The organism is Sellimonas sp. (assembly GCF_047234585.1).
In the GTDB taxonomy this organism is placed as follows: Bacteria; Bacillota; Clostridia; order Lachnospirales; family Lachnospiraceae; genus Sellimonas; species Sellimonas caecigallum.
The window spans coordinates 90,547-105,576 of sequence record NZ_JBKSWG010000005.1; the positions used below are offsets into that span (position 1 = coordinate 90,547).

Genomic DNA, 15,030 nt, shown 5'->3' on the forward strand with positions numbered 1-15,030 from the left:
ACAGATGGCACTGCTTGAAGTAAAGCATTTGAAAAAAATTTATACAAACCGGTTTGGAGGCAATCAGACGGAAGCCCTCATAGATGTCAATTTCTCGATAGAAGAAGGAGAATATGTGGCGATCATGGGGGAGTCCGGATCAGGAAAGACGACGCTTTTGAATCTTCTGGCATCCTTTGACAAGCCGACAGCGGGGGATATCATCCTGAATGGACTTTCGTTCCGTTCGATCCCGGAACGGAATCTGGCAGCTTATCGGAGAGAAAATCTGGGATTTGTCTTTCAGGATTTTAATCTCCTGGATACGCTGTCTTTGAGGGACAATATTTATCTGCCTCTTGTTCTGGCGGGGGAAAAGACAGAAGTTATGAAACGCAGGATCGAGCCTCTTGTAAAGCTGCTTCGGATAACAGACATTTTGGACAAATTTCCATATGAAGTGTCGGGTGGACAGAAACAAAGGGCGGCCATTGCAAGAGCACTGATCACGAAACCAAAGATGATACTGGCAGATGAACCTACAGGGGCGCTGGATTCCAGAGCATCAGATCAGCTTCTAGGTTTGTTCGAGAAAGTAAACACAGCTGGCCAGACGATTCTCATGGTTACTCACAGTACAAAAGCGGCGAGCCATGCAGGCCGTGTGCTTTTTATAAAGGATGGAGCCGTGTACCATGAGCTATACAGGGGAAGCCTTAGTCACGAAGAAATGTACCGGAAGATATCGGACACACTCACAGTGTTGGCTTCGGGAGGAAAACGAGATGTTTAAAATCATGTATCTGAGACTGGCTATGACGAACATCCGCCAGAACAAGACGATTTATTTTCCGTATATGCTGGCCAACGCGCTCGTCATCGCTATGTATTATATCTTGAAAAGTATACGCAGCATGATGCAAAAAGCAGGTACGGTCAAAGGGTCCGACACCGACATGATGCTTGGATTTTGCGCGGTGGTAGCGGTATTCATGACTTTTCTGATCCTTGTCTATGTCAACAGCTTTGTGTTGAAACAGCGGAAAAAAGAAATCGGACTTTATGGAATACTTGGGCTTGAGAAACGGCACCTCATTGCCATGATGTTTTGGGAAGTGGCGGTTACAGCGGGGAAGGGGCTGTTCTTTGGTATTTTCTCAGGAGCTCTTTTGAGCCAGCTTGTGTTTTTGCTTTTCCTGAAGATCATACACATACCATCGACGCTGGAATTTACAGTGCCTCTCGATTCGGTACTGTCCACATGCGGGACGTTCGTTGTCATCTATTTCATATTGTTTTGCTATAACAGCATCTCAGTCTGGAAGATGAATCCGGCAGATATGATGAAAGGAGCAAGAGAAGGAGAACGTGAACCAAAAGCAAAGATTGCTCTGGCTGTACTTGGAGTTGCCGCCCTTGCATTCGGGTATGGTCTTGCGCTTTTGGCAAACGGTCCGTACGAAACCATCAATGCTTTCCTGCCGGCGGTTCTCCTTGTCATCGCGGCCACGTATCTTCTGTTCCTTTCCGGAAGCATTGCCTTTCTGAAATGGATGAAAAAACGGGAACGGATTTATTACAAGCCGGGAAATTTTATCACGATATCTGGAATGATCTATCGGATGAAACAAAATGCGGCTGGACTTGCCACGATCTGCATTTTGTCCACAGCAGTCATTGTGGCGATCTCTTCCAGCATGAGCATGTACCTGGGGGAAGAAGACATTTTAAGAATTCGCTTTCCGAGAGAATATAAGACAAGTTACATTATGGATGACGTGACCCAGACGCCGGATACCCTTCTTCGATCTCTGGATAAAAGAGCCCACGAGACGGGGGTGGAGATTGTAAATGCAAGAGGATACGCCCAGTGTTGGCTGGGCGCCGTATATGACGACGGAAAGCTGAGACTGTCTGATGAAGCACTTGGCAAGGAGGAGGATCTTTTTCTTTTCCTTGCTCTTACGCAGGATGACTATAATCGTATGATGGGGGCCGACCTGTCTCTGGAAGAAGATGAAACTGCAGTCTTTACAAAAGGAAAGATACAGCTTGGGGATAAGCTGAAGCTTGAGGATCGTACATGGGAGATCAAAAAGACGGTGGAAAACCCGGAAACATGGAATGAAGTGATGTATTTGACAGACAATCTTGTCGTGGCAGTGATGAAAGACTTGGATATTGTCATGGAGATCCGGGATATGTATAATACGCAGTATGCGGATTCCACTACAGGATATCGAACGGTGCAGTATGAGTATTACTTTGATTTAAAAGGAGCATCAGACGCCAAGAACATGTTTTTCGAAGGACTGAGAAACCATCTTGTGGAGGATGTCCCACGTCTTCTGACAGTGGATTCGATAGATACAGCCCGGACGGACTACTATGAACAGTACGGATCTATCTTCTTTATAGGAATTTTTTTATCCATTCTTTTTGTGACAGCGGTATGTCTTATCATATACTATAAGCAGATCACAGAAGGGTACGATGACAGAGAGCGTTTTCACATCATGCAAAAAGTAGGCATGAGTCGGGAGGAAGTCAAAAAGGCCATACGAAAGCAGATCCTTCAGGTGTTTTTCCTGCCGCTTATTCTGGCAGCCATTCACATGGCAGTGGCATTCCCGGCGCTTTGCAGGCTGCTTAGAGTCATGAATCTGGTCAATCGTGATCTTTTTGCTGTCTGCACAGTTGTGACAGTGCTTGTCTTCGGGTGTGTCTATTTTGTCATCTACAGCTTGACATCCAGGACATATTACCGACTGGTAACAAGATAACCGGAAAACAGTATGAAAGAACCATGGAGTTCAATTTTGAACTTCATGGTTTTTGGCTGTCTGTAACCTCGATTTTCCTTTGAGTTTTCAGCTAACATGAAGGAAAGTTATCTGGTCAGGGGATACAAAGTGCTGTAAAAAAAGTGAAGATATCGATGAAAATATGTTGAAATGCTCAAAAATTTGACATTAGGACATAAAAATTGGTCATTCTTCCATTCATAGGGGGAATGACCAATTGTATAATTAGGAGCGTAGAAAGAAACTACTTGTTTTCAGAAAAGCCGGTTTTTTGTTTCCGGTAATCGGACGGAGAACATCCGGCCGCATTGCGGAACATTTTTGAAAACGCAAGGGAATCTTCATACCCTACATGACGGGCGATGTCTTTTATGAAAGTATCCGTGGAGGAAAGCAGGGTTTTTGCTTTTTCCATCCGGTAATTCAAAAGATATTTTTGAGGAGACATCTGAAGCTTTTTGTTAAAAATGTAAAACAGATAAGAACGGGTAATTCCAATGTAGTCTGCGATATCCTGTATGTGTATGCTTTTGCTGTAGTTGAAATGAATGTACTGCAGGGCATGCTCAAAATATGTCTCAGGGAGATAGTCGTGATGCTTCTGTATATATGACGAATCCGAGACATGGTAAGAGGATGTCAGCATGGAAAAGAGAGAAAACAGGAGGCTGACACGTTTGAGTTCATTCGTGATAGTAAGCTGATGGGTTTTCAGCATTTCGCGGACAATGGCGGCGTACTCTTCCGGATCGGCTGCACAGTCGCGTACATATGGGGAATGGGCAAACCCGGCCTGCTCCATATACTGGGCGGATTTATTCCCCTGAAAACTGATAAAGGCGTAGGTCCATGGATCCTGGCCGTCGGCGTAGTATCGGGACGTCGTATTCGGCGGAATCAGAAAGATCTGCCCTTTCCTGAGATGATAGATATGATGATCAATCTGGTCCAGACACTGAAATCCGACGACATCATACAGGATATTGGTTTCCATCATCACAACCTCCTCTGTTTTACATGAATGCTTATATGATATAAAGATAACAAGATTCAGACAATAAAGTCAATATCCTGTGAAAGATTTCCAAAATGAAAGGCAGCTTTGAAAAGCAGACACATCAAGGAGGACACAATGAAAATTCAGTGTAATATCGACACAGAAATAAAGACGCTATCCCGGGTTCTGTCGGATGGAAGAAAAGTGGAGAATATCCGTTTGAATCACATTCCTGCGGGTGCAAAAGAGATTGTGATCACAGCGGAATGGGATTTTCCTATCGTAGATATCGCCGGGAAATGGCATCCGGCATGCAGATTCGACAGGGCGCTAAAGGCTGACTGGGCGCACGGAGAACAGTCCATGAGCGCGGTATCCGCTCCGATACAGACGCTTTTCAGCGCCGGTGGAAAAAACAGGGCCACGGTTGCCGTCTCTGAGACGCTGAAGCCGGTAAATATGAATCTGGGCGTCCATGAAGAAGAGGGGACTATGAAGTGCAAAGTGGATATTTACGTCGGAGAGACAGAGGGGGATACGTACGAAGCAGATATTCTGGAAGACTACAGAGATGTCAGATACGAACAGTCCATCAGAGAGGCTGGACTTTGGTGGGAAAACGAGTGCGGATTGAAGCCCTTAGAAGTCCCGGAAGACGCCAGGGACCCCATGTACTCTTTCTGGTACTCCTATCATCAGGACATCTGTGAGACAGAAATCGAGAAAGAATGCGGGCGGGCAAAAGAACTTGGTTTCCGGACAGTCATTGTGGATGACGGATGGCAGACGGACGACACGAATCGAGGATATGCCTTCTGCGGAGATTGGAAAGTGGCAGAGAAGAAGATCAAAGATATGCGTGCCCACGTGGAGCGCGTCCATCAGATGGGGATGAAATACCTGCTCTGGTTCAGTGTTCCTTATGTAGGGATGAAATCGCAGATGTGGAAACTTTTTCACGATAAGCTCATCGGTGTGGATGAAGAACAGCAGACGGGAATTCTGGATATCCGATATCCGGAAGTTCGGACGTATCTCAAAAATATCTACGTGAAAGCAGTCAGTGAGTGGGGACTTGACGGGCTGAAACTGGATTTTATCGACGAATTCTACGAGAGAAAGACGACGCCGTCTCCGAATGAAAACATGGATTGTGTGTGTCTTCAGATTGCGCTGGACAAGCTTTTGAGCGAGACGATAGAGGAATTGAGAATCATCAGGGAAGATATTCTGATCGAATTCCGACAGCGCTACATCGGGCCGAGTATCCGAAGATACGGAAATATGCTCAGGGTTACGGACTGCCCGGAATCCGGATTGTCAAACAGGGTGTACAGTATCGATCTCAGGCTTTTGAGCGGACGGACGGCAGTACACAGCGATCCGATTGTGTGGAATAAAAATGAGACGCCGGAAACAGCGGCGCTTCAGATTATAGAGTCGCTTTTTGCAACCATGCAGTTTTCAGTCAAGATAGATGAAATGGGCGACAGGATGAAGAAGATGGTAAGGCATTACATGGGGTTTATGAGGGAACATAGAGGATTGCTTCAAGACGCCCCGGTGTGCGCGAAAGAACCGCAGAATCTGTACCCGGAAGTCAGTGTGGAAAATGAAAAAGAGAAAATCATTGCCTTGTATTCAGCAGACCGCATAGTCAGGCTGGATATACGGAAAGAGCGTACGATCATCGTCAACGGAACGCAGGCAAACGAGATTTATGTGAAGGCAGAGGGAAAAAATGTTGTAAAGATCATTCAGACGGACTGCTGCGGACAGGTGGTAAAGGAAGAGAGTCGGGTATTGTCCGGCATCCAGAGCCTGGACTGCACCATGTCAGGTCAGATTGAAATCAGAAAGCAAGAAGAAAAATAAAATAAGGAGGATCATCATGAAAAAGAGAATGAGAAGATTATTGGCGGCAGCGCTTGCAACAGCCATGTCCGTGTCACTGCTTGCAGGATGCGGATCCGGCGAGGAAGACGGGGGAGAGTCCAAGGACGGAAAAGTACATATCCGTTTTGCTACATGGGACAGTGCGGATACACTGGATGATCAGCAGGAATGTGTAGATAAGTTCAATGAAAGCCAGGATAAGATCGAAGTTACCCTGGAAGGATGGGGAGGAGATTTCGATACGAAACTTACGGCCAGCATGGGAGCCGGAGATGCTCCGGATGTAATGTATATGTGGGATTATCCGACATATGGAGACAGCCTGGAACCATTGGATGAGCGGATCGAAGCGGAAGGAGAAGACTATAAGAACAACTTTTTCGAAGCTCTCTGGCCGTATAACTCAAAAGACGGACAGATTTACGGGGTTCCGGTCAGTGTTGTTACCTCCTGCCTGTACTACAACAAGGACATTTTTGACCAGGCTGGCGTAGCATACCCGACAGATGACTGGACATGGGAAGATGTGGCGAAGGCTTCCAAAGAGATTGAATCCAAAGTGGAGAACGTCAACGGATTTACATTTGAGATGGGAACGCTTCCGTATACGTTTGAGATGTATTTGTGGAGCAATGGAACTGCATTTGTGGACGAAGACGGAAAAATGGACGGCAATATGAACAGCAAAGAGGCTGTGGAAGTATTCCAGATGTTCCAGGATATGGAAAAAGACGGGATTGCGTATGCATCCGAAGAAGCAGGACAGACAGAGATGCTCGGCGGAAAGACAGCAATGTATGTGGACGGAACATGGCCGATGAAACAGTTTGATGAGGAAGTTGTAGCGGTACATCAATAGTGCAGGTAAAAACAAGAAAAGTATGGAATTTGATAAAGGGGGCGGAAAGCTCCCTTTGCAAGTAAGGAGTACGGTCACATGAAAAAAAATAAAATGAAAAAGGTCATTCCGTACCTGTTCATCTTACCGTGGATCATTGGATTTCTCGTTTTCACATTGGGACCGCTGATTTTCTCCATGGTCATCAGCCTTTTTGACTGGCCGGTCGTAGGAGAGCGGATTTTTGTCGGGCTTGGAAATTACATAGAGATGTTCACAAAAGATAAACAGGTTGTGAAGTCGCTTATCATCAGCGTCAAATATGCTGCTATTTTTGTTCCGCTGAATATCTGTATTGCGCTTTTTCTGGCAATGCTGATCAGCCAGCCTCTGAAAGGTGTAAAAATTTACAGAACGATTTTTTACATTCCGGCTGTCATATCAGGAGTTGCAACGTCCGTTATATGGAGCTGGGTGCTGAACAGTGATTACGGTGTGCTGAACTATCTGCTGTCCCTTATGGGCATCAAAGGGCCGAAATGGCTTGTCAGCCCGACTTGGGCGATTTTGGCGGTGGTTCTTGTCAGCGCATTCGGTGTTGGAACAATGATGCTTATTTTCTACACGAATATCAAAAGTATCCCTGTGGATGTATATGAGGCGGCCTCGCTGGACGGCGCAGGCCCGGCAAGACAGTTCTTCAGCATTACGCTGCCGATCATCACGCCGACACTTCTGTTCAACCTGATCACATCGATCATCAGTTCCTTCCAGCAGGTTACGCTTGTCATGCTGCTGACATCCGGAGGGCCGATGCGATCCACCTATTTCTATGGGCTTATGACATACGAAAATGCATTCCGCCATCACAAACTGGGATATGCCGCTGCCAACGCATGGGTTATGTTTCTCATCATCCTCTGTCTGACGGCAATCGTGTTCAAATCGTCCTCCATGTGGGTATTCTATGAAAATGAGATGGGAGATACGAAGAAAAAGAAAAGGAGGAAGAAGTAATGAGAATGTCAAAACGGTCAAAAGCAGTACTTTATATACTGATGACGCTGGTCGCGATCTACTTTTTGTTCCCTTTTATTTACATGTTTTTCTCTACATTTAAGACAGAAGCGGAAGCGATCGCATATCCGCCGAAACTTTTCCCAAAAGAGTGGAACTGGCAGAATTTTACCGATGCGTGGAACGCACAGCCATTTGGAACATTTCTGAAAAATTCGGTGACAGTAACCGTGCTTTCCGCTCTTGGATCCATGGTGTCCGCGTCATTGGTAGCATATGGCTTTGCAAGATTCCAGTTTAAGGGCAAGAACATCCTTTTTATGATCCTTTTATCTACGATGATGATTCCGTGGGACGTTACGATGATCCCGCAGTACATGGAATTCAATGTATTTGGATGGCTGAACACACTGAAACCGCTGATCGTTCCTTCCTGGTTTGGTTCTGCCTACTATATCTTCCTCATGCGGCAGTTCCTCATGGGAGTGCCAAAGGATTTTGAAGAAGCGGCAAGAATCGACGGCGCAAGTTCCTTCCAGATTTTCTATAAGATTTATGTGCCGATTATGAAACCGGCATTGATACTGATCGGAGTTCTGAATATGCTGTCAGCATGGAACGACTATCTCGGACCGTTGATTTTCCTGCAGGAGAGAGACAAATATACGCTCGCCCTGGGACTTGCACAGTTCAAGGGAGCATTTTCACAGGAAATCGTACCGATGCTCTGCGTTACAGTGATCATGATCATCCCACCTATCCTGATCTTTCTGTTTGCGCAGAAATATATCATTGAGGGAACCGGCGGAGCAATCAAATAGCAAAACAAAAGGGAATCTTTGCCGGGCATGGATTCCCTTTACTGATAAAAGAAACAGACAAGGGAGAACAAGAATGGCGATTCAATTTCACGAGAAATCAAAAGAATTTCATCTTTTTAACGACAAGATCAGCTATATCATCAAAGTCCTGGAGAATGGGCAGTTAGGTCATGTCTATTATGGAAAGCATCTGACGGACAGGGAAGAGTTTGGTTACCTGATCGAGTATGCAAGGAGGGACATGGCGCCGTATCCCATGGAAGGAAGAAGCAATTTTTCTCTGGAACATCTGAAGCAGGAATATCCCACATATGGTTCCGGGGATACGAGATATCCGGCGTTTGAACTGGAGCAGGCGGACGGAAGCCGTGTTGTGAATTTTACATATAAAGGACATCGGATTTTTCCGGGGAAAAAAGAGCTTGAAGGACTTCCGGCGGTCTATGTAGAAAAGGAGAATGAGGCAGATACACTGGAAGTCGTGCTGGAAGATGAGATGATCCGGACAAAAATCATTTTGTCTTATACGATCTTCAGGAAATTCCCGGTTATCACAAGACACGCGCGGTTTGAATGCGACCTGGAAGAAGGAGTCACTCTTTTGAACTGCATGAGCGGATCTCTGGATTTGCCGGACAAAGAGTACGAGATGGTAGAGCTGGCCGGGGCATGGAACAGAGAGCGGTATCCGCATACAAGAGAACTCGGTTACGGCATTCAAGGTGTTTACAGTATGAGAGGGTGCAGCAGCCATCAGTTCAACCCCTTCCTGATGCTCAGACGGAAACAGGCGGATGAGTCCAGCGGAGAAGTGCTTGGGTTCAGCCTTGTGTATAGCGGAGATTTCCTGGCTCAGGTAGAAGTAGATAATTTTGATGTGACGAGAGTCGTCATGGGTATTCATCCGAATGAATTTCGGTGGGAGCTTGGAAAGGGAGAAGAATTTCAGACTCCGGAGATGGTTATGGTCTACTCGGATAAAGGGATGAACGCAATGAGCCAGGTATTCCATGAACTTTACCGGACGAGACTTGCGCGGGGAACCTGGAGGGAGAAAGAACGTCCAATCCTGATTAACAACTGGGAAGCCACATACTTTGACTTCAACGAAGAAAAAATCCTTCAGATTGCGGAAAAGGCAAAACAGATCGGGGTGGAACTCTTTGTTCTGGATGACGGATGGTTCGGAAAGAGAGATGGGGACAACTGTTCGCTGGGGGATTGGTACCCGAATTTAAAAAAACTTCCGGGCGGAATCAAAGGTCTGGCCGAGAAGATCGAGGCGCTGGGAATGAAATTCGGTCTTTGGTTTGAACCGGAGATGACAAACAAAGACAGCGATCTGTTCCGGTCGCATCCGGACTGGCTTTTGGCGGATATCAGGAGAACTTACTGCCACAGCAGAAACCAGTATGTGCTGGATTTCTCAAAAGAGGAAGTGGTGGACTACATATACAGGCAAATGCGCAAAGTGCTTGGGGAAGCGCCGGTTTCCTATGTGAAATGGGATATGAACCGCGCATTTTCCGAAGTGTTTTCCAACGGGAGAGGAAAAAACTGGCAAGGGAAAGTGCGCCATCAGTATATACTTGGTGTCTACAGTCTGTATGAGCGGCTGATCCGGGAATTTCCGGATATCCTTTTTGAATCATGCGCAAGTGGCGGGGCGAGATTTGATCCGGGAATGCTCTATTACGCGCCCCAGGCATGGACATCCGACAATACGGACGCAGTAGAACGTGTCAAAATTCAATACGGGACTTCCTACGTGTATCCCATCAGCAGCATGGGAAGCCATGTGTCGGCATCGCCGAATCATCAGGTGTTCCGAAACACTTCTCTGGAGATGAGAGGAAACGTGGCGTATTTCGGAACATTTGGGTACGAACTGGATATCAGCAAACTTCCGGAAGAGGAACTGGAAATGATGAAAGAACAGATCCGATTTATGAAACAGCACCGTAAGATGATACAGCAGGGGGTATTTTATCGACTGAAAAGTCCGTTTGAAGGAAACAACTCGGCATGGCAGGTAATTTCTTCGGATAAGAGAGAGGCGCTGATGGCATACTTTCGCACGCTTCAGCCGGCACAAGGAAAATTTGAGCGGATTTATCTCAAAGGACTGGAAGAGACGGCTCAATATGAAGTGCGGGAATGTTTTGGCGCAAGGATGGACCTGGGAGTACACTATGGCGATGAGCTGATGTATGCGGGTCTGAGCGTATCAGACTGCGCAGCAGGGGTTGACAGGATAGCAAGAGAACAACAGGGAGATTTCTTTTCCAGGCTATTTTATGTAAAAAAAGTGGAAGACCGGTAAGCAAAAAAGAGAAAAACAGCCTGGCGGCAGGGAGAAGGCGGCAAGCCATCCCTGCCGTTTATGTATGGCTTGCTTTTTTCAGGGACAGAAATTATAATAGTAACGGATCTTTGAGATTATAAAAGCGACAGGAAGGGGGATTATATGCTGAAAGGAAAGACGGTAGTCCTTGCAGTGACGGGAAGTATCGCGGCATACAAGATCGCGTCACTTGCAAGTGCACTTAAGAAGCTTGAGGCGGATGTGCACGTACTGATGACAGAGAATGCGACGAATTTTATCAATCCGATCACATTTGAAACTCTTACCGGCAATAAATGCCTGATCGATACATTTGACCGGAATTTTCAGTACAGTGTGGAGCACGTGGCTCTGGCAAAACAGGCGGACATCGTCATGGTCGCACCGGCCAGCGCCAACGTAATAGGAAAGATCGCAGGCGGAATCGCCGACGATATGCTCACGACAACGGTCATGGCATGCCCGTGCAAAAAGATTGTCGTCCCGGCGATGAATACCAATATGTTTGAAAATCCGATCGTGCAGGATAATCTGGAAAAGCTCAGAAGATTCGGATACGAGGTGGTAGATCCGGCCAGCGGATATCTGGCGTGCGGAGATACCGGCCAGGGAAAGATGCCGGAACCGGAATTGCTCCTCGAGTATATTCTGAGAGAGATCCAGTTTGAGAAGGATATGGCTGGGAAACGTGTGCTTGTCACGGCAGGGCCGACACAGGAAGCCATCGATCCGGTACGTTATATTACAAACCATTCCACCGGAAAGATGGGGTATGCTCTGGCGACAGTCTGCATGAGACGGGGAGCCGATGTCACGCTTGTGACCGGACCGACAGCCATACCGAAGCCGGAGTTTGTAAAAGCGATCACGGTCCACACGGCCAAGGAAATGTTTGAGGCGGTAAAAGACGAGGCGCCGCGTCAGGACATCATCATCAAGGCGGCGGCGGTGGCAGATTACCGGCCGAAATATGTAAGCCATGAGAAAGTCAAAAAGAAAGAAGGGGATTTGTCCATTCCGATGGAGCGCACCGACGATATTTTGAAATATCTGGGCGACAACAAAAGAGAAGGACAGTTTCTGTGCGGATTTTCCATGGAAACAGAAAATATGATAGAGAATTCAAGAAAAAAACTCGAAAAGAAAAATCTGGATATGATCGTGGCAAATAACCTGAAAGTAGAAGGTGCGGGGTTTGCAGGCGATACAAATGTCGTGACGATCATTACGAAGGATGAGGAAGTCTCACTCGAAAAAATGTCAAAAGAGGAGGCAGCCGTACAGATCCTTGACCGGATTTTGATGTGCGGACAGAAGTAGTACATGTCTGTGCCGACGTATTGTATCTCATAGGAGAATGATAACAAGGAGGCAAATATGAATCAAACAACATCAACAACTGCAGGCGCAGCAAGAAGCAGTATGAAAAAAGTACAGGGGATGATCCAGGTGGCATTATTTGGCGCCATCATCGTCATTATGGCGTTTACCCCTTTCCTCGGATATATTCCGCTTGGATTTACGAGAGCAACTATCATCCATATTCCCGTGATACTGGGATCTCTGCTTCTGGGACCGAAAAAAGGAGCGGCACTTGGCGCTATCTTCGGTCTGACAAGCCTGATCAACAATACGATGAACCCGACGGTTACATCGTTTGTTTTTACGCCGTTTTACAGCCTGGGAGAGGTAAGCGGAGGTATCGGAAGCCTTATCATCTGTTTTGTCCCACGGATTTTAGTGGGTATCCTCCCATATTATGTGTACCGGCTGTTTGAGAAAAGCAGAAAGAAGACGGGCGTGTCGGCCGCCGGACTTATTGCGGCAGGCGTATGCGGCGCACTTGTCAACACACTGCTTGTGATGAACCTTATTTTTGTATTTTTCCGCGATGCCTATGCAGCAGCAAACAACGTGGCTGAATCCGCCGTATACAGCTTTATCCTGTCTGTCATCGGGATCAACGGTGTACCGGAAGCCATTGTGGCCGGGGTTCTTACCCTTTGCATCGGAAAAGTTCTTATGAGGAAAAATATCAGAGCCAGATTAGGAGTGTCAAAATGATTTTAGCAATCGACATAGGAAACACAAACATCGTCATCGGCTGCATGGAAGGCAGCCGGTGTGTATTTATAGAGCGCCTTTCCACCGTCCGGACAAAGACGGAACTGGAATACGCGATCGATATCAAAAACGTTCTTGATATTTACGGGATTCACAGAGAAGACCTGGAAGGAGGGATCATCGCATCCGTCGTTCCACAGATCACGAAAGCCTTTCAGCTTGCGGCCGAGAAGATCCTGAAACTGGATGTCATGATCGTAGGAGCCGGCATAAAAACCGGACTCAATATCCGGATGGACAATCCGGCATCCCTTGGAGGGGATCTTGTTGTGGACGCGGTAGCAGGAATAGCGGAATATCCGGCGCCCATGATCATCTTTGACATGGGGACGGCGACGACAGTGAGCGTCATCGACAGTGAGAAACGTTATCAGGGAGGGATGATCTACCCGGGAATTCAGGTTTCTCTGGACTCTCTTACATCAAAAGCGGCCCAGCTAAGCGGTATCAGTCTGGAAGCGCCGGAGCATCTCATCGGGAAAAATACGATTGAGTGTATGAAAAGCGGAATTATTTACAGCAGCGCTGCCGCTATCGACGGCATCATCGACCGGATGAAAGAACAGCTGGGCGAAAATCTGACCGTCATCGCCACAGGCGGACTGGCGAAAAAGATTATACCGCACTGTAAGCGGGAGATCATTCTGGATGATGATCTGCTGCTGAAAGGTCTTTCCATCCTTTATGAGAAGAACAGAAAAAACAAGAGATGATCTTTCAGTCCGGACAATGTAGAGAAAGATGACAAATGAGAGGGGGGAGCCGGACATTGAAAAACAATAAATACGAGATTGACATGTGCAACGGATCGATCATGGACAAACTGATTTCTTTTTCTGTCCCACTGATGATTTCCAGTATTCTCCAGCTGATGTTTAATGCGGTGGATATCATTGTTGTGGGAAGATTCAGCGGCAGCCGGGCTCTGGCGGCAGTCGGATCGACCACTGCACTGATCAATATCTTTACCAACCTTTTTATCGGAATTTCGCTTGGAGCAAATGTCCTTGCAGCACGTTATCATGCGGCGGGACGCGGAAAAGAAATGTCGGAAGCTGTACATACAGCCATCACGCTTGCCTTGATCAGCGGGATAGTGATGGCTTTTGTCGGAGTCGGCGCATCCCGGATGGCTCTCACTTTGATGGGGACACCGGGCGATGTCATAGACTTGTCGGTAGTTTATATGCGGATCTATTTTATGGGGATGCCGTTTTTTATGCTTTATAATTATGGGGCGGCAATCCTGCGGGCGGTGGGCGACACGAAGAGACCATTGCTTTATCTGATTGCCGCAGGATGTGCCAATGTGGTTCTGGATCTTCTGCTTGTCATAGTGATCCCTCTTGGCGTGGCCGGCGTGGCCATCGGAACTGTGACCTCACAGATGATCTCCTGTATTCTTGTAATTCGCTGTCTCCATAGCTCAGAAGGAGATTATCAGCTTCGTTTCTCCAAGCTTACCATCAAAAAGGAGCATTTGAAACGAATTTTTCAGGTAGGGATTCCTGCCGGAATACAGAGCACAGTCATCAATTTCTCCAATGCCCTTTTGCAGTCTTCTGTCAATTCCTTTGGAGCGACGGCAATGGCAGGATACACAGCAGCCAACAATATCATTGGATTTCTGTATGCGGCAGTCAATGCAGTCACACAGGCATGCATGAGCTTTACGAGTCAGAATTACAGTGTCAAGAAGCAAAAACGCATGGACCGGGTGCTGGCAGACTGCATGATCCTGTCGGTAGGCGTCTCTGCAGTCATGGGAGTGGGCGCTTATGTGTTCGGAGCCCAGATTCTGAAGATATACACGGCAGATGCGGAAGTAATCCACTGCGGGGTGGAGGTATTGTCTATCACGACAGTACCATACTTCCTTTGCGGCATCATGGATCTGTTTCCAGGTGCCCTGCGCGGAATGGGACATTCCGCTGTGCCGATGCTCTTGTCTGTGATCGGAACGGTAGGCACAAGGATCGTGTGGATCTATCTGTTTTTCCCGCACCACAGATCGTTGTTCTTTTTGTTTATTTCCTATCCGGGATCATGGATCATCACGATTCTCATGCAGGCAGTGTGCTTCTACTTTGTGAGAAAACAATGCAAAATGGAAATATTTTTGGACAGCGCGGATGCATAGGGATTGACGGAAAACTTTATCGACTTATACCCCGTTCTGTGATATGATTATGAATGTATGATCATAGAAC

General features: G+C 46.9%; 12 protein-coding genes. 11 read left to right on the forward strand and 1 reads right to left on the reverse strand.

Annotation, left to right across the window (positions count from 1 at the left end):
- The first annotated feature begins 4 nt into the window (after positions 1–4).
- Together ACLROL_RS03320 and ACLROL_RS03325 are read left to right on the forward strand one after the other, a co-directional pair.
- Complete coding sequence (locus ACLROL_RS03320) at positions 5–772, forward strand: ABC transporter ATP-binding protein (RefSeq protein ID WP_087201794.1); 768 nt, start codon at positions 5–7, stop codon at positions 770–772.
- A complete protein-coding gene (locus ACLROL_RS03325; RefSeq protein WP_413067324.1) occupies positions 765–2,762 on the forward strand; it encodes an FtsX-like permease family protein in 1,998 nt (665 codons plus the stop codon). Before ACLROL_RS03320 ends, ACLROL_RS03325 begins: the two co-directional genes overlap by 8 nt.
- 265 nt (positions 2,763–3,027) lie before the next feature.
- Here ACLROL_RS03325 and ACLROL_RS03330 read toward each other — a convergent pair whose 3' ends face one another.
- Positions 3,028–3,780, reverse strand: coding sequence for an AraC family transcriptional regulator (locus tag ACLROL_RS03330; RefSeq protein WP_413067325.1), 753 nt, complete (start codon positions 3,778–3,780; stop codon positions 3,028–3,030).
- 135 nt (positions 3,781–3,915) lie between these two features.
- On the opposite strand from ACLROL_RS03330, the gene ACLROL_RS03335 reads away from it, so the two are divergent.
- The 9 genes from ACLROL_RS03335 (at position 3,916) to ACLROL_RS03375 (ending at position 14,960) form a co-directional block, all read left to right on the forward strand.
- Complete coding sequence (locus tag ACLROL_RS03335; RefSeq protein WP_413067326.1) at positions 3,916–5,655, forward strand: glycoside hydrolase family 36 protein; 1,740 nt, start codon at positions 3,916–3,918, stop codon at positions 5,653–5,655.
- 16 nt (positions 5,656–5,671) lie between these two features.
- Positions 5,672–6,535 carry an ABC transporter substrate-binding protein gene (locus ACLROL_RS03340; protein WP_087203024.1) on the forward strand — a complete coding sequence of 288 codons (864 nt, stop codon included), beginning with the start codon at positions 5,672–5,674 and terminating at the stop codon, positions 6,533–6,535.
- A gap of 78 nt (positions 6,536–6,613) precedes the next feature.
- Positions 6,614–7,531, forward strand: a complete 918-nt coding sequence (locus ACLROL_RS03345) for a carbohydrate ABC transporter permease (protein ID WP_087203025.1) — start codon at positions 6,614–6,616, stop codon at positions 7,529–7,531.
- Complete coding sequence (locus ACLROL_RS03350; RefSeq protein ID WP_087203026.1) at positions 7,531–8,352, forward strand: carbohydrate ABC transporter permease; 822 nt, start codon at positions 7,531–7,533, stop codon at positions 8,350–8,352. The genes ACLROL_RS03345 and ACLROL_RS03350 overlap by 1 nt, the downstream gene beginning before the upstream one ends.
- A gap of 73 nt (positions 8,353–8,425) precedes the next feature.
- Positions 8,426–10,675 carry an alpha-galactosidase gene (locus tag ACLROL_RS03355; RefSeq protein WP_087203027.1) on the forward strand — a complete coding sequence of 750 codons (2,250 nt, stop codon included), beginning with the start codon at positions 8,426–8,428 and terminating at the stop codon, positions 10,673–10,675.
- A 144-nt stretch (positions 10,676–10,819) separates the two neighbouring features.
- Positions 10,820–12,016, forward strand: a complete 1,197-nt coding sequence (gene coaBC, locus ACLROL_RS03360) for a bifunctional phosphopantothenoylcysteine decarboxylase/phosphopantothenate--cysteine ligase CoaBC (RefSeq protein ID WP_087203028.1) — start codon at positions 10,820–10,822, stop codon at positions 12,014–12,016.
- Between the two features lie 57 nt (positions 12,017–12,073).
- Positions 12,074–12,760, forward strand: coding sequence for an ECF transporter S component (locus ACLROL_RS03365; protein WP_087203029.1), 687 nt, complete (start codon positions 12,074–12,076; stop codon positions 12,758–12,760).
- Positions 12,757–13,533 carry a type III pantothenate kinase gene (locus ACLROL_RS03370; RefSeq protein WP_087203030.1) on the forward strand — a complete coding sequence of 259 codons (777 nt, stop codon included), beginning with the start codon at positions 12,757–12,759 and terminating at the stop codon, positions 13,531–13,533. Before ACLROL_RS03365 ends, ACLROL_RS03370 begins: the two co-directional genes overlap by 4 nt.
- A gap of 35 nt (positions 13,534–13,568) precedes the next feature.
- Positions 13,569–14,960, forward strand: coding sequence for an MATE family efflux transporter (locus ACLROL_RS03375; RefSeq protein WP_413067327.1), 1,392 nt, complete (start codon positions 13,569–13,571; stop codon positions 14,958–14,960).
- Positions 14,961–15,030: the final 70 nt, after the last annotated feature.